At 54.1% G+C, this 16298-nt stretch carries 14 protein-coding genes; 11 read left to right on the top strand and 3 right to left on the bottom strand.

The annotated features are described in order from the left end of the window. Nucleotides 1-1476, top strand: a complete 1476-nt coding sequence (locus tag COHPA_RS0107465; RefSeq protein WP_027085571.1) for a sensor histidine kinase — start codon at nt 1-3, stop codon at nt 1474-1476. Between the two features lie 104 nt (nt 1477-1580). On the opposite strand, the gene COHPA_RS0107460 is transcribed toward COHPA_RS0107465, so the two are convergent. Beyond that, nucleotides 1581-3014, bottom strand: a complete 1434-nt coding sequence (locus COHPA_RS0107460; protein WP_027085570.1) for an RCC1 domain-containing protein — start codon at nt 3012-3014, stop codon at nt 1581-1583. A gap of 253 nt (nt 3015-3267) precedes the next feature. Here COHPA_RS0107460 and COHPA_RS0107455 point away from each other — a divergent pair, with 253 nt between their 5' ends. From COHPA_RS0107455 to glnA, 6 genes are all read left to right on the top strand, one after another. Next, on the top strand, nt 3268-4797 hold the full coding sequence (locus COHPA_RS0107455) for an RCC1 domain-containing protein (protein WP_027085569.1): 1530 nt from the start codon (nt 3268-3270) through the stop codon (nt 4795-4797). A 285-nt stretch (nt 4798-5082) separates the two neighbouring features. Continuing rightward, complete coding sequence (locus COHPA_RS0107450; protein WP_027085568.1) at nt 5083-6516, top strand: fibronectin type III domain-containing protein; 1434 nt, start codon at nt 5083-5085, stop codon at nt 6514-6516. Between the two features lie 202 nt (nt 6517-6718). Further along, entirely contained in the window at nt 6719-7678 is a 960-nt protein-coding gene (locus COHPA_RS0107445) for a 4-hydroxy-3-methylbut-2-enyl diphosphate reductase (RefSeq protein ID WP_027085567.1), read from the top strand. Nucleotides 7679-7704: 26 nt separating this feature from the next. Beyond that, nucleotides 7705-8202 (top strand): DUF2062 domain-containing protein, encoded by a 498-nt coding sequence (locus COHPA_RS0107440; RefSeq protein WP_027085566.1) that lies wholly within the window; start codon nt 7705-7707, stop codon nt 8200-8202. Between the two features lie 188 nt (nt 8203-8390). Then, a complete protein-coding gene (gene aroF / locus COHPA_RS0107435) occupies nt 8391-9452 on the top strand; it encodes a 3-deoxy-7-phosphoheptulonate synthase (protein WP_027085565.1) in 1062 nt (353 codons plus the stop codon). Between the two features lie 278 nt (nt 9453-9730). Beyond that, entirely contained in the window at nt 9731-11155 is a 1425-nt protein-coding gene (glnA, locus tag COHPA_RS0107430; protein WP_027085564.1) for a type I glutamate--ammonia ligase, read from the top strand. 369 nt (nt 11156-11524) lie between these two features. Here glnA and thpR read toward each other — a convergent pair whose 3' ends face one another. Further along, complete coding sequence (gene thpR / locus COHPA_RS23145) at nt 11525-12193, bottom strand: RNA 2',3'-cyclic phosphodiesterase (protein WP_084760456.1); 669 nt, start codon at nt 12191-12193, stop codon at nt 11525-11527. An 85-nt stretch (nt 12194-12278) separates the two neighbouring features. Here thpR and serC point away from each other — a divergent pair, with 85 nt between their 5' ends. The 3 genes from serC to COHPA_RS0107410 all read left to right on the top strand — a co-directional run bounded on the left by serC (nt 12279) and on the right by COHPA_RS0107410 (nt 14372). After that, nucleotides 12279-13370 carry a 3-phosphoserine/phosphohydroxythreonine transaminase gene (gene serC / locus COHPA_RS0107420; RefSeq protein WP_027085562.1) on the top strand — a complete coding sequence of 364 codons (1092 nt, stop codon included), beginning with the start codon at nt 12279-12281 and terminating at the stop codon, nt 13368-13370. An 88-nt stretch (nt 13371-13458) separates the two neighbouring features. Continuing rightward, nucleotides 13459-13917, top strand: a complete 459-nt coding sequence (trmL, locus tag COHPA_RS0107415; RefSeq protein ID WP_027085561.1) for a tRNA (uridine(34)/cytosine(34)/5-carboxymethylaminomethyluridine(34)-2'-O)-methyltransferase TrmL — start codon at nt 13459-13461, stop codon at nt 13915-13917. A 212-nt stretch (nt 13918-14129) separates the two neighbouring features. Next, complete coding sequence (locus COHPA_RS0107410; protein ID WP_027085560.1) at nt 14130-14372, top strand: AbrB/MazE/SpoVT family DNA-binding domain-containing protein; 243 nt, start codon at nt 14130-14132, stop codon at nt 14370-14372. Nucleotides 14373-14842: 470 nt separating this feature from the next. Here the strand turns inward: COHPA_RS0107410 and COHPA_RS25490 are convergent, their stop codons facing one another. Beyond that, nucleotides 14843-14998, bottom strand: a complete 156-nt coding sequence (locus COHPA_RS25490) for a hypothetical protein (RefSeq protein WP_156926612.1) — start codon at nt 14996-14998, stop codon at nt 14843-14845. A gap of 181 nt (nt 14999-15179) precedes the next feature. On the opposite strand from COHPA_RS25490, the gene COHPA_RS0107400 reads away from it, so the two are divergent. After that, entirely contained in the window at nt 15180-16295 is a 1116-nt protein-coding gene (locus COHPA_RS0107400; RefSeq protein WP_027085559.1) for an aminotransferase class I/II-fold pyridoxal phosphate-dependent enzyme, read from the top strand. Nucleotides 16296-16298 lie beyond the last annotated feature (3 nt).

The raw sequence follows: 16298 nt of genomic DNA, 5'->3' as shown, positions 1-16298 counted from the left end.
ATGTCGATCAGGCTGAAGCTGACGCTATGGTATTCCGGGCTGTTCGCGATCGCGTTCGTCGTCTTCGGGATGACCGTCTACAACGTCGTAGAGCACAATACGAAGTCCGAACTGCGGGATCGCCTTCGCGAAGTCGCTTCGAAGGTTCAAACGTCCGGCGGTTTTTTCGGCGAATACAATCTCGATTCTACCGCGCCGGGTTTCGACGCTTCGGTTATCGGTATTCAACTGGTGGACTATAGAGATCGCCACGCCGGCATCGTGCTCGGCAAGTCGCGCAATATGATCGGCGTGCGAGGTTCGGAGGTCACGCTGCCTTACCCGGACCAATCGGAAGCCCGCGAGAGGTTTGCGGATACCCGTATCGGTCACTATTCTTTCTATATTTACGAGAAGCCGATCTATATGAATGGGACCAAAGACATCGGCGGTTTACTGTTGGTAGGCGCGAATACGGATCGGGAGGAACAGTTCTTCGCCCAGTTGAGAGGCATTCTGTGGATATCCGGCGGGGCGGCGCTGCTCGCGGCGTTCTTGCTCGGAATGTTCCTCTCGCGCAAAGCGCTCGCGCCGATCGATCGCGTAACCGCCGTCGCCCAACAAATCCAGAGCGGGTCGGAGCTCGGCTTGCGCATTCCGCGCGAACGCGCCGACGACGAAGTGGGCAGGCTCACGGATACGCTCAACGGGATGCTCTCCGGTCTGGAAAAGGCGTACAAAAACCTGGAAGAGACGAACGCGGCGCAGCGCAGATTCGTATCGGACGCCTCGCACGAGCTTCGCACGCCGCTGACGACGATTCGGGGCAACGTGGATCTATTGGAGAAAATATGGGCGGATCAAAACGGCGAAACGGAAAGTCAGTCGCAAAGCTTGTCGGATACGGACAGACGCCAGCTCTCGCTCGAATCGATCCATGATATCGCGGACGAAGCGAGGCGGATGAGCCGATTGGTGAACGATCTGCTCGCACTCGCGCGCGCGGACGCCGGATACGTCGTGGAGATGGAAAGCTTGTCGCTTCGGCCGCTTGCCGAGGAGGCCGCCCGGAGGGCGTCCTTCCTTCCGCGGCGAGCCGATTGGCTGGTCGGACCGTTCGAGGCTTTGGACGGCGTATGGGTGCGCGGCAATCGGGATTACTTGCTGCAATTGCTTTTCATTCTGATCGAGAACGGATTTAAGTACACGAGCGAAGGAAGCGTAAGATTATATGCATCGCGATCCGGCGAATACGTCGGGCTGACCGTCGCCGATACGGGGATCGGTCTCCTTCCCGAACATGTTCCTCACATCTTCGAACGGTTCTACCGCGCGGACGCGTCCCGGGGCGAGACGTCCGGTACGGGATTGGGCTTATCGATCGCGAGATGGATCGCCGAGCTGCATCAGGCCAAGATCGACGTGCAAAGCCGTCCGGGCGAAGGCTCGGCTTTCACCTTATGGATTCCGGTCGTTCCTGAGCCGCAGATGCAATAAGAGGTCAACATACAAACGCACAATAGCGGTTCAGGGGCTATGTGCTCCTGATACCGCTATTGTGCATTCTAACCTAAGGATAGTCCAAGGTTTAACTTAGAGGTTCAACGGTTCACCAACGGCCTAGCTTCGATGACCGGCGTTGGTTGGGATTCATGTCCGGCTTTGTCGACTGCGGTTACGTAAAAACTATATTTGAAGAAATAGGTCCCCGACACGATTAGAAAATTTTCATTGCCATTGGTCGGCACTACGCGATAATTGGTTTCCATGTTGCTTTTCCTATACACATTGTAATATTGGATGTCAGGGTTGTAATTCGCCCAGACTAGCGTAATCTTACTTTCCCCGGGGAAGGCTCGCAAATTCTCGGGCCTGATCGGATGATCGTCATCCACCCTGACCGGAATGGGGCGATCCGTCACCGTACCGTCGCCGACCGAACCACGATTGTTAATCCCCCAGCCCCATAGAGCTCCGTCCGCGGACATGGCTAATCCATGACTCCAGCCTTTCGCAATGTCGATAATATCGGAAGGAAGTCCCTGTACTTGTTTCGGAGATTCCCATTGATAGTTGTTTATATTGCATCCGAAACTATAGACTTTTCCGGCCTTATTAAGCGCTAGAAAGGAGTAAGATGCATCGATTTCGGTTATTCCGGTCAAACCGGGGATTTGTTCGAGTTTGGAGTTATAGTTTGAATCGTTGCTGCACGCGTTTTTATCGCCCCAGATCCAGACAGTACCGTCAGCCTTCAATCCGATCGTAGCCATTTGTGCGCCGCGAAACGACTTGAAACCGGTAAGGTTGTAGTTTCTGATCGGCGTTGGCTGCGACTTGTCGGCTGTGTCCAGCCCCAATTGTCCGGAATGATTACTGCCCCATACGTATACCTTGCCATCGGCTGTTGTCGCAAAGAAGGAGTCACCTTCGGCGAAAATAGTATCTATGTTGCTCGGCAAACCCGATAGTTGACGAGGAATATGATATTTATCTCTGGCAAGCCCGCTATTGTAGCCCCATTCCCATGCCGTTCCGTCCTTCTTTAGCGCTATGGCAACACCACCACCCAATGCAACCGATCGCACGTTATTGATCGGTACGATGATAGGGATGGCAGACGATTCGACAATCCTCACGTCGAATGGATTCACCCTCAAGCCTAATAAACCTTCATGGTTCTTTCCGAAGCCCAACAGATCGCCGTTCGCTTTGACCGCAAGTGTCGTGCTACCGTTTGTCTCGACCGATACGACATTGACCAGTTCGTTCACGACGGGTCTCGTTTCGAAGTAGGTGCTGCGCTCGCGAAGACCGAGTCTACCACTTTCGTTATCGCCCCATACCAAGAGCTTGCCGTCTCTCAACGCGAATGAAGATTTGTAACCGGCTTCCACGGCATGGATGTCCGAGCCTTCCGCGGCAGCCTCGCGAGGCGTTCCCGCGTTCCAGACGACCGCACCCGCGCCTAATACGGCGCATAAGGCAAGCTTGACGCCTAACGCGATTTTTTTCATTTTACCGACAGTGTTCATTTCTCTTTGCTCCTTATTTTTTTCTAATTAAATATAAAACTGTATTCCGTTGCTATATCGTCCACAAAATAATTTTTTGTAATAGATGATGTAAAAATGATGCTTTACGAATAAGACATTCGCCCTAAAGCTAATTACGTAACCAGGAAAATGGAATTATTTATTAAAAATAAGTAAATCCTATTCAATTTATTGTCGATATGTTAATAGGCAAACAGCCACATCCCACTAAAAGATAGCGAGGAAGAGGACGATGACGACAGTACAGCGGAAAGGCAAGGCAGGTACGGGAATCAAACTGATGATGTGCGCGTTATTGGCCGCAAGCTTCACAAGCGCAATCGCGCCGAGGGAAGCTGCCGCCGCGCAGGTACCTGCGATGAAGGCTATAGGGGCGGCGGGCGATATATCGTTCGCGATCGCTGCGGACGGGGAACTATGGAACTGGGGGGATTTCTACGAAAACCCGGATAGGTTAGTGGGACAGCCAGATCTTGATGTCGTACAACACTTATGGTCGATCGACGACGTATGGGGGGGACAACCATTCGGACTATCTTCCATTTCGGCCGGGAACAATCATGCGCTCTTTCTAAAAGGAAGCCAGGTATGGGGTTTGGGCGCCACCGACTTCGGTCAACTGGCTTATTTGCACCCTTTACATCCTAAGGCGGACCGGTTTACCGTTTATCCGGAGGATCTCGGCATAAGCAATGCGAGATCCGTCGCGGCGGGCGACGGCCACTCCGTTGCGCTGAGAAGCAACAGAACCGTATGGGAATGGGGATTCAACGCATTCGATTTCTTGGGGGAACGTACGCCGGACGAGTGGAAAAAACCGGTCCAGGTTCCCGGTTTTCCTGACGACACCGCAATGATCGCGGTCGCCGCGGGAGCACGACACACGTTAGCGATTAACGCCAATAACGAATTGTTTGCTTGGGGATACAACGGAGATGGCCAGCTTGGCATCGGCAGCGCGGAATTGTTCGCGAAGATGCCGACCAAAGTCAAAGGCAACTTGAAATTCAAAGCGGTCGATGCCGGACCGGATTATACGATCGCGTTGAACGTAGACGGTACCGTCTATGCTTCGGGTTCGAACGCATGCGGTATTCTAGGCACGAATGCGAAATACAGTACCGTGTTAGTCCAAGTAAACGGATTAACCGACATTGTCGCGATTGCCGCGGGCGATCATCATAGCCTCGCGTTGGGCAAGGACGGTAAAGTGCGCGTATGGGGATGCGAGACGAAGGACAGCCAAACGGTCACTAAGTTGCCGCGCACGATCGATTATCCCAATAACGTGAAGTCCATCGCAGCGGGCGCATGGCATTCCGTTATCTTAACGGACGATGGTGTGATGTGGGCATGGGGCGACAATTCGAAATATCAGGTCGGACCATTCGGCGCGTCCACGATTCCGAACCCGGTCCAAATCGTTCACGACTCGTTCAAGCCGGAGTTTATTTCCGTGACTCCGGGCGATAAACAGGTGAAGCTGGTATGGAAGACGGCAGGGAACGACGTAACCGGGCATGAAATTTGCTGGAGGTCTACAAGCGGCGGGGGAACCACCTGCCAAAAAATTGAAGGTAAGTCCTCTTACGATGTATATACCTACACGGTAACCGGTCTCTCATACAGCCCTAGGTATGAATACAAATTCTATGTAAGGGCGAAGGACAAGAGTGGGAAAAAATCGGAAACCTCCGATTACGTCACCGCAAATCCGACTTTGAATCTCGTACCCGTAAAGACGATCAAGATACTGAACTGAATGGACGTTGGAACATAGGAGAGGAACGGTTCCATAAGCAGTTTATCGCATAAGTACGTTTGCGCAAAAAGCATGTCCCGTAGATGGGTGCAATCTACGGGACATGCTTTTTTTTGTTCCAGCATAGGCTGTGGCCGGAGCGATTTTGCCGAAAGACGTCGAAGATGCCTTTAAAAAGGAAATCAATCTTATTTGATTATAATTGGTAAAATTTATACAAAAAAATGAGCAGTTTGCGGTATAATGTGTGTGAAATGGGATCGACAAGAAAAAGGGAGTGATAAGGTGGAAAACGGTGTAAGGAGAAAAATACGTTTAACGGCAACGATCGCGCTGTGCGCAGTTCTCGGATCGGCAGCATGCGTATGGAACGGAAACTCGCCCAAACGGGCGAATGCGGCTCCGGCCATATTCGCGGTCGCCGCTGCAGGCGACCATACGATGGCTCTGCGGGACAATCAGTTTCTAGTATGGGGCGGGAACGGATTCGGCAGTCTGGGCCTTGGCGAAAGCTCTCCTTTGTTAGTCTACGCCCCGACTTCTAACGAATTGCGCGGAGTCGTCTCTATCTCGAATTCCCAATCGCACTCGCTGGCGTTATTGGGCAACGGCGAACTTTGGGGCTTCGGGAGTAACTACTATATGAATCTGGGGAGCGGCTCGGAAGTCGCCTACACTCCGCGCCGAATAACGGGTATTGCCGATGTTCAGTCAGCCGCGGCGGGCATTCATTCTACATTGGCGCTTAAGCGAGACGGATCGGTCTGGGAATGGGGGAATTTCCCCGACCGCGTCGCGCAGGAGCGGCAAACTCCCAAGCAAGTGTCCGGTTTGCCGTCCGGGATTAAGACGATCGCCAAAACCTGGGAAACCTCTTATGCGATTACCGGAGCTGGCGAATTGTATGCATGGGGGAACAACAATCTAGGCCAAGTCGGATCGGCTTTGGCGGCGACGTGGCAGTACGTGCCCATTCGAGTGAACATCGGTTCGGGCGTTAAGGCAGTCGCTTCGGGGCGTTATCATACGATTGCTTTGAAGGAAGACGGTACCGTCTGGCAATGGGGTTACGCCGGCTGCAGTCCGAATCCCCCGAACCATAACGCTTCGCCGGAGCGCCTATTAAATCTGCCTACCATCAAGGCCATTGCCTCGGGGGACACCCATAACCTTGCCATTGACGCCGAGGGCAAAGTTCATGCATGGGGATGTTATCCTCATGACAATAACAGCGATTGGATGCAGCCGACAACCGTAGATTCGCTTAGCAACGTTATTGCGATCGCGGGCGGCACCAGGCATTCCGTTGCAATGACTTCGGACGGCAATATTTGGGCTTGGGGAAATAATCTGCAAGGTCAGATTGGGGATGGAAGCGCTTCCAGTAGGCGGACTCCGGTCAGAGTGGCAGACGGCCCGCCGGATCAGCCGAAAGGATTGAGAGCTACGGCCGGGCCGGGCTCGATTCACCTCACCTGGACGCGCGGCGAGGAGGATGTGCATCGTTATGAACTGTCATGTAGAACAAAGTCGTCCGGCGTCTGCGTGAAAAATTACCTCTTGGGGACGAGTACCTCGTTTACGATGACGAGCCTCAGTTACCTTAACCAATACGAGTTTGTGCTTGTGGCGATCGATTGGCTGGGACAGAGATCGGCGCCGTCGGCACCGATAATCGCGAAGCCGCGGCCAAGCAAAAAAGAGCCGATATTAAGGTAGCCGCGTAAAGAACGAGGGAGCTGTCTCTAGGTCATAGAGGCAGCTCCTTTTATAACCGACCGAACCGTCATTGCGCGGAATCGTCGAGATTTTCTTACCTTTCTCCGGGCTTGCGATTAAGGTATAATGAGTAGCAACGGAACGCCCGGAAACGATAAATCGCAATACCGATGAACCGCGGGCGGGAAAGCAGGCGCTTATCATGGAAGTCGTGAAAATATCTCCGAGAGGTTATTGTTACGGCGTCGTAGACGCGATGGTATTGGCATTGCAGACAGCGCGCAACTTGTCGCTGCCTCGTCCGATCTATATATTGGGTATGATCGTTCATAATAGCCACGTGACGGATGCATTCAAGGAAGAAGGCATCATTACGCTAGACGGCAGCGACCGCTTGGAAATATTGGAGCAAGTCGACCGGGGGACCGTTATTTTCACCGCCCACGGCGTTTCTCCCGAAGTTCGCCGCAGAGCCAAGGAGAAGGGGCTCACGCTTGTCGACGCGACTTGTCCCGACGTGACGAAGACGCACGACCTGATTCGCGAGAAAGTAGGCGAGGGCTTCGAAGTCGTATATATCGGCAAAAAGGGCCATCCGGAGCCGGAAGGCGCAATCGGCATCGCGCCCGGCCACGTGCATCTGATCGAGCGCGATGAGGATATTGCGAAGCTGCACCTGGATACGGAACGCATAATCATAACGAATCAAACGACGATGTCCCAGTGGGACATCAAACATCTGATGGAACGGCTTCTTAAGGCGTTCCCGACGGCCGAGATTCACAATGAGATTTGCCTTGCGACGCAAGTGCGGCAGGAAGCGGTGGCGGCGCAAGCGAAAGAAGCTGACCTCTGCATCGTCGTCGGCGATCCGCGCAGCAACAACTCCAATCGCCTCGCGCAGGTGTCGGAGGAGATCGCGGGCGTACCGGCCCATCGCATCGCCGACCTGGGCGAGCTGGAACGCGAATGGCTGCAGGGCGTGAATAAAGTATCCGTAACCTCGGGAGCTTCGACGCCGACGGCTCTCACGAAGGAAGTTATCGCGTACCTGGAGCAATACGATCACAATGATCCCGCAACATGGCCGATCGTTCGAACGGTCAATCCGAACAAGCTGCTGCCTAACGTCAAGGAGCGGACTACGGAGGAATCCAAATAACGGGCTCCCGGGCTAAGGAGAACGACATGCAACATAGACTAAGCACAACTTGGCGCTGGCTGAAGTACAAGTACTTGCTGCTCATGCGCGCCGAAGGCGGCGCGTCGATGGTCGCGATGGGCTTCGCGATCGGCATGGCGATCGAGATGTTCACGCTGCCTACGTTCGGTTTGGCCTTCTTCCTTATCTTCCCTTTAGTTAAATTATTGCGCGGCAATCTCCCGGCGGCGCTGATCGGATTCGTCTCCGGCAAGCTGATCTACATTCTCATGTCGTTCCCGAATGCGAAGGTCGGATCATGGATTCTGCCCGATCCCATTCATTTGTTCGAGCATGAGTGGGCGAACAAGCTTCTGCTCAAGGATTTAAGGCTTACCGTAGGCGGAATGATCGTCGGCGCATTGCTCGGAGTCCTCTGTTATTATCCCGTCAAATTCAGCGTTAACGCGTTCAAGTCCAAACGCAAGGAGAAGCGCAGGGCGAGCAGAGTTCGCTGGGAATCGGGTTCATCCTCGCATTGTTAGTCGATCGTCGAATAGATGCGCCGTCGGTCTTCCGCGCATATACCGCGAAAGTGGAGTTGCTCGGATGACCGTTGACAGGGCATCTATTTTTCGTTATAGTTACTTTAGTGCTTAAAAGCGTATAAGCGTTGACGCGTATACGCGTCTAAGCGTATAAGCGTTAAACCAATTAGGAGCGTGACTTATTTATGATCGTCATTACTTCCCCCCATATATCGGATAGCCGTATTGCCGAGATCGTTCGCGTCATCGAGCAAAGCGGCGTGCAAGCGCACGTCTCCCGCGGAACGGACCGCACCGTGATCGGCATCATCGGCAAGGCAGCTCCTTCGCTTGCAGAGCACATCCGCTCGATGCAAGGAGTTGAGAACGTGATCAAGATTTCGAAGTCTTACAAGTTGGCGAGCAGAGACTTCCACCCGGACGATACGATCATCGAAGTGAAGGGCGTCAAGATCGGCGGCGACAATCTGGTCGTTATGGGCGGACCTTGCGCGGTGGAAACGCCGGAGCAAATCGATGAAATCGCCCGATTGGTGAAAGCGGCCGGCGGTCAAGTGCTGCGCGGAGGCGCGTTCAAACCCCGCACGGGTCCGTACAGCTTCCAAGGAATCGGCATCGAAGGTTTGAAATGGATGAAGGACGCAGGAGACAAGTACGGCTTGCTTACGATTACTGAAGTCATGGCCCCCGAGTTCGTGGACGTATGCGCGGAATACGCGGACATTATGCAAGTCGGAACGCGCAACATGCAGAACTTCGACCTGCTGCGCAAACTAGGCACGATTAAAAATCCGGTGCTGCTCAAGCGCGGCTTCAGCGCCACCTACGACGAATGGTTGAACGCGGCGGAGTACATCCTGGCCGGCGGAAACCCGAACGTGATGCTGTGCGAACGCGGAATCCGCACGTTCGAGACCTACACGCGCAACACGTTCGATCTGACGGCGATTCCCGTGATCCAGCAGCTTTCCCACTTGCCGGTTATCGCCGATCCGAGCCATGCGACCGGACGCCGCGAGCTCGTTGAGACGATGACGAAAGCTTCCGTGGCCGCCGGCGCGAACGGTCTGATTATCGAGATGCATACCGATCCGGACAATTCGGCGACGGGAGACGGCGTACAATCGCTGTTCCCGGATCAATTCGCCAACCTGCTCAAGGAACTCGAGCAGCTTGCTCCGCTTCTTGGCAAGAAGTTCGACACGCAGAAGGCGCCTGCCGAAGCGTTCGCGACTTGGATTAAATAAGTCATTCCGTGAGAATAGGAATCTCGATTTGCAACGGCCTGCGGAGCGCAGGCCGTTTTTGTCGTTATGACAAGTCTGGCGTCGATCAGTCGATTTTGAATGTTTGATGAACAAGAGTCTAAAATGTGAGAAATGCTAACATAACCACAAAAAATACCTTACATAAGTATTGACGCTTCACAAGACTCGGTTTTATAATTACCTCATAAGTTCAATGAAAACTTGAACAATAGACCGACAAAAACCTTTTAATGTTCGGGAATGGGGGGGAAATTTAAATGTCTGCTCAACAAGTATTGGATTTAATTAAGGAAAAAAACATTGAATTCGTTGACTTCCGCTTCGTCGACCTTGGCGGTCGCGCTCACCACATCACGCTTCCGGCTACAGAGGTAGAAGCTGAAACGTTCGTGAATGGCGTTGCATTCGACGGTTCCTCGATCGTAGGCTTCCGCGGCATCGAAGAATCTGACATGGTCATGATGCCTGACACGGATTCCGTATACGTTGATCCATTCACCGCTCACGCCACTTTGATCGTTATGTGTAACATTCATACTCCGGACGGCGAGCGCTATGAGCGCGACCCTCGTTCGATTGCCCATAAAGCTGAAGAGTACTTGCAGAAAGCCGGCGTAGGTACGGCAGCATTCTTCGCGCCTGAATCCGAATTCTTCGTCTTCGACGACGTTCGTTACGAAAGCACGATGAACTCCTCTTCTTACTTCGTCGATTCAGAGGAAGCCGCTTGGAACACGAACCGTAAAGAAGAAGGCGGCAATCTGGGCTTCAAAGTCGGCGTTAAAGGCGGTTACGTTCCCGTAGCTCCGGTCGACTCCCAGCAAGATATCCGCAGCGAAATGGTTCGCTTGATGCAAGATACCGGTCTGCGCGTAGAGCGCCACCACCACGAAGTCGCGACGGCTGGCCAAGCGGAGATCAACTTCCGTTTCGACACGCTGACCAAGACGGCCGACAACCTGATGAAGTACAAATACATCATCCACAACGTTGCCCGCCAATACGGCAAAGTCGCAACGTTCATGCCTAAGCCTCTTTTCGGCGACAACGGTTCCGGCATGCACGTTCACCAATCGATCTTCAACGAAGGCGAACCGCTCTTCTATGAGAAAGGCGCTTACGCGAACCTGAGCCAGTTGGCCCTGTACTACATCGGCGGCATCCTGCACCACGCTCCAGCGTTGATCGCGATCACGAACCCGTCGACGAACTCGTTCAAACGTCTCGTTCCTGGTTACGAAGCTCCGGTTAACTTGGTATACTCCAAAGGCAACCGCTCCGCAGCCGTTCGTATTCCGGTTGCAGCCGTTACGCCTAAAGGCTGCCGCATCGAGTTTCGTACGCCGGACTCCACGGCTAACCCGTACCTTGCTTTCGCAGCTATGCTGATGGCAGGTCTGGACGGCATCAAACGCAAAATCGATCCAACCGCTCTTGGCTATGGACCGTTCGATACGAACATCTACGAGCTTTCCGACGATCAGAAGAAAGAAATCCGCAGCGTACCTGGCTCGCTCGACGAAGCGCTCGACGCTCTGGAAGCCGACTCCGATTTCTTGACGGAAGGCGGCGTATTCACGAAGTCGTTCATCGAGAACTATGTTGCCGTGAAACGCGCTGAAGCGAAAGCCGTTAACATCCGCATTCACCCTCACGAGTACAGCCTGTACTTCGACTGCTAATCATAGGACTTATGCGCGAAGCTCCCCGCAAGGGGAGCTTCTTTCTGTTGTCGTGCAAAGTCGGATATTGGTTAGTGTCTCGGATATCGGATAGTGTCTCGGGTATCGGATAGTGTCTCGGATATCGGATAGTGTCTCGGGTATTGGTTAGTGTCTCGGGTATCGGATAGTGTCTCGGATATCGGATAGCTGCAAAAGTGCAGTAAACATAGGTGTGATGCTATAGATACGGCGGCAAGCTGCAGAGGTGCAGTTAAATCGACGCGGATCGTTTCGTTAGAGCGAATGGTAAGAGAATACCTGCATGATAGCAGGTATTCCCTTTGTCTATCGAGGTCGGCTGGCAAGTACCTGTACTTGTGCTGGTATTTACTGCAGAGCAAGCTCCTTGCCGCCGCCGAACGGGAAGATTGCCAGCACCTCGTAGCTCGGCCGCCGGCCGAGGTGCGTGCGAAACAGCGTGACGGCATCCGCCGTCCACGCTGCGGCCGCGTGCGGCGCGTCGCATGGCGCAGCCTGCCACGCCGCCGCGATGGCCGCCGCCGGATCGCCTGCGGCTCCGGCGGCGCCGGACCAACCGCGCGCGAGCGTAGCGTGCGCGCGGAAAGGCCTCGCCTCCGTGGCGAAGCCGGAGGCGTTCAAGCTCTCGCCGAGCGCTGCGTGCAGCTCGGCGAGAGCCCCCGGCGCGGCCGCCGGCTCCGCCACGCCGCACCACAGCACGCGCGGCGCCGACGGGGAACCGAAGGTTCCCGCGTTCGTCAGCGCCAGCGTGAACGGCGCCGCGCGCGCAGCCGCGGCCGCTGCCGCGTCGCCGAGCGCGGCGAGCCGCGAGGCGGGCGTATCGCCGAGGAAGTGCAGCGTTACATGCAGATCCTCGCTATGCGTCCATTGGCGGAACGGCAGTTCCCGGGCCATCGCGGACATTCGGCAGCCTAAGTAGGCTTTGGCTGGCGGAGATAGTTGTAGACCGAGGAAAAGACGAAAATTCTTCATATATCCACCCATTTTCGTTCGGAATTTCATGAATTTGACGCACAAAAATTGCAGTTTCTAGTTGCTCTGCGCATGAAAGCTTTGTTATGATTAGCCTATCCTAATTCTAGACAAGGTGGGAACAAGAAAGATGGCTAATCGTGCCTATAACTTCAATGCCGGCCCTGCGGCGTTGCCGCTTGACGTGCTGAAGACCGCGCAAGAACAATTCGTTGAATACGAGAATAGCGGAATGTCCCTGATGGAGATGTCGCACCGCGGCGCCATCTACGAGAAAGTCCACTACGAAGCGGATTCGTTGCTTCGCGAGCTGCTCGGCATCCCAAGCGGCTATAAAGTGCTCTTCATCCAAGGCGGAGCAAGCACGCAATTCGCCATGGTTCCCATGAATCTGCTTCGTCCGGGCCAGACGGCCGCTTACGTATCCACGGGCAGTTGGGCGACGAAAGCGATCCAAGAAGCGAAACTGTTCGGAGAGACCGCGATCGCGGCATCTTCGGAAGCGGACAAATTCATGCGCATTCCGGCGTTTAGCGAGCTGAACTACGCTTCCGACGCTGCCTATCTTCATCTGACATCGAACGAGACGATCGAAGGCACGCAATGGGCCGAATATCCGGATACGGGTTCCGTTCCGCTCGTCGGCGACATGTCCAGCGACATCCTGTGCCGTCCGGTCGACGTATCCAAATTCGGCTTGATCTATGCCGGAGCGCAGAAGAACCTCGGTCCTTCCGGCGTTACGATCGTTATTATCCGCGAGGATCTCATCCGTAAACCGGAAATCGCCGGCGTGCCGACGATGCTCCGTTACGAGACGCATGCGAAAGCCGATTCCTTGTACAACACGCCTCCGACTTTCGCGATCTACATGGTAGGCGAAGTGTTGAGATGGGTGAAATCGCAAGGCGGCGCAGCAGCGATACAGAAGCTCAACACCGAGAAAGCCAACCTGCTGTACAACTTGATCGACGGCTCCGACGGCTTCTACCGCGGATGCGCGATGCAAGGAAGCCGTTCGATTATGAACGTAACGTTCCGCCTCGGTTCAGAAGAGCTCGAGAAGCAGTTCGCCAAAGAATCGGAGCAGCAAGGGTTCGTCGGCCTGAAAGGCCATCGCAGCGTAGGCGGCTTGCGCGCTTCCATCTACAACGCGGTACCGATCGAAAGCGTACGGGCTCTGGCCGAGTTTATGAAAGAATTTAGGCAACGCAACGGCTAAGCTAGACGATAAAGCATACTAGCGGTACAATTGTACCGCTGTATGCTTTTTTTTGTGTGTGGAAACATCGGCAAGGAGGATCAGCTTTATGGCTTTCCATATCGTGCTCGTCAATCCGGAAATTCCGGCGAATACGGGCAACATCGCGCGTACGTGCGCGGCAACCGGCACTCATCTTCATCTCGTGCGTCCGCTTGGTTTCGATACCGACGACAAGACGCTGAAGCGCGCGGGACTGGATTATTGGTACGCCGTTAACATTACCTACTATGACTCCTTCGAAGAGGTGAAGGCCGCATTCCCGGAAGGGCGGTTCTTTTTCGCGAGCACGAGGGTGACGAAACGCTACAGCGATTTCTCGTTCAAGGACGGGGACTTGTTCGTATTCGGCCGCGAGACGAAGGGGCTTCCGCAAGAGCTGCTGGACGCGCATTCGGAGACGGGCATGCGGATTCCGATGACGGACAAGGTCCGCTCGCTTAACCTGGCGAATTCCGCTGCGATTGTCATCTACGAAGCGCTTCGGCAGAACGATTTTCCAGTTTGAACAATTTGGTTATATCCCTAAATTCCGGTCGGATATATCTGTAGTGGATGCGCGGCAATTTTCTGTCTATTTCGATTTATTTTTACCTGTTTTGCATTATTCTAAGTAAATAATTATTATTGCAGGAGATCAATTGTCGATATCGAACGCTATAGGGTGGCAAAAGTGTTTCAGTAACTAACTAGATTTGACACTTGAATGGAGGAAATGCTTTGAAACCGGCTGGCGTTGTTCGTAAAGTAGACCAATTGGGACGTATTGTGTTGCCTAAATCTCTCCGTAAACGGTATCAGATGAACGAAGGAGATCCCGTAGAAATTTTGGTTCAAGGCGATCATATTATTCTTGAACGTTATCGGCCTCGTTGCGTGTTCTGTTCTTCGATGGAGGGCGTAGGAGAGTTCAAAGAGCGTTACGTCTGCGCTTCCTGCCTGAAGGACATGCACGGGCTGTAAGCATAGCCGCGAGAGCAAAAAAACCGTCCAATCCATGGACGGTTTTTTTGTTGCCGGTAAGATTGGAAATTCGGAAAATGGGGATGGGATGGGGTGGAGTGGGATGGGATAGAGAGGAGATGGAGATGGAGATAGAGAGGAGATGGAGATGACCTGAGCGAAGGGGATACCGATAAAAAGAGCGATTAAATAACGATATATCGACAGCTATAATGGCGTCTATCCGACCAACTCGAGGAATAACAACCAATCGATACTTATTTGAGCGCATTCGTGCCAGGCGGCCGAAATCTCCTCGAATAAGTGAGAATGGTTGTTATTTTTGATTTATATCGGGGAAATTAGAGAATTAACTGCTAATGGTTGTTATTCGGCGATCCTAGCACCTTTAGCGGGATATGTTCTAACCATTGCGGGCATGAAAAAAGCCGGCTCTTCCGCATGGAAGAATCCGGCTTCGGGGCGATCGATTAGAGCCCGCTCGTTTTATCGTCGTTATAAGATGCCGTCAGAATTGCGCCGATGAAGAGCACAAAGACGATGATGACGACCCAGAACTTATTGGACATTCCAAAAATCTGATTCGCTTCTTCCGCTGCTTTGGCAGCCGTCTCCGCAAGAAACATGTCCTACACCTCCGATTGACTCCTTCTATTATAACCAACGACATCCAAAAAGAAAACGCTAAAATGTGTGAACAATTTGCAACTTGCATGCGGCTATGGAACGGCATCGGTTCGCATATAGATGTACCGAGAGTAGGCAACGTTAGGGGAGGGAAACGCTCTGAACCAGGTCATTAACTGGATGGGTGGCTGGCCCAAGGAAGGCTTGATCGCGGGTTCCGATTGGGACGAGAGACTGGCGAGGGCGGCAACGAAGACGGCGCAGGCTGTCGCGCTCGAAGGCTTAGCGAGTCGTCGCGAGGCGCATGGCACGCAGAAGCTGCGCGAGCAGCTGGCCCAAGGGCTGCTGAAAGGCAAGACGGGAGGCAACGGCAGGCTGCTTACGGTGACGCCTGGCGCGGACGGCGCGCTCGCTTGGATCGTGGAGAGGACGGCGAAGCAGGGCGACGTCGTCTTAGTCGAGCGCTTGACGTCGAGATCGGCGCTGCAGACGTTCAGACGCGCGGGGTTGCAGCCGCTGGCGATCGCCGGTGATCGGAACGGGATGGACCCGGAGGCGCTTACGATGGCGCTGTATCGTTATCGGCCGAAGCTGGTGTATGTCGGTTGGACGTGCACGGACCCGGAAGGGGGGAGCTGGAGCGAGGAGCGCAAACAAGCGGTTCGCTTCCGGTGCCAAGAGGCGGGGGTGCTGCTCGTTACGGATGACCGGCAGGAAATGCTGCAGTACGAGGGGGAAGACCCGGAGCTGCAAAGACGCGTCGATACGGGGTGCTTGTCGATCGGTCAATTGCCGCCGGGGTTGATCTCGGGCTTGCGAATCGGTTGGATCGCGGGCAACGCCGACCCGCTGAGGCTGGATGCGACAGGGGACCAGCCTCCCGTCAAAGAGCCGCCGGTCAGCGAGATCGAACAACAGGCGCTATCGGATCTGATCGAGGAGCATCCGCTCGCGCCGTTAATCGATATGTTCAAGGTGCAGTGCGGGATGCGGATGAAGCAGATCACCGATCTGCTGGCGCACAAACGGCTGCCCGACCTGAGCTGGGTAACGCCCAAAGGGGGCATGCACTTATGGGTTACGCTGCCGGTTGGATTAGACGGCGAGACGCTGCTGAAGGGCGCTTGGCTCAAAGGGCTCATCTTCCAGCCGGGCGGTCCTTTCTATGCGAAAGACCCGCAGTGCAATACGCTTAGACTCACCTTCGCTTTCGCGGACGAGAGGCAGCTTAGGCAAGGCGTATCGCGTCTCGCCGAGAGCATCGAAGAGTTCACGGGCAGGTGGTCGATCGGCTAATCG

This window comes from Cohnella panacarvi Gsoil 349 (genome assembly GCF_000515335.1).
GTDB lineage: Bacteria > Bacillota > Bacilli > Paenibacillales > Paenibacillaceae > Cohnella > Cohnella panacarvi.
The sequence above is the reverse complement of the archived record's forward strand: the minus strand, read 5'-3'. Positions and strand labels throughout refer to the sequence as shown.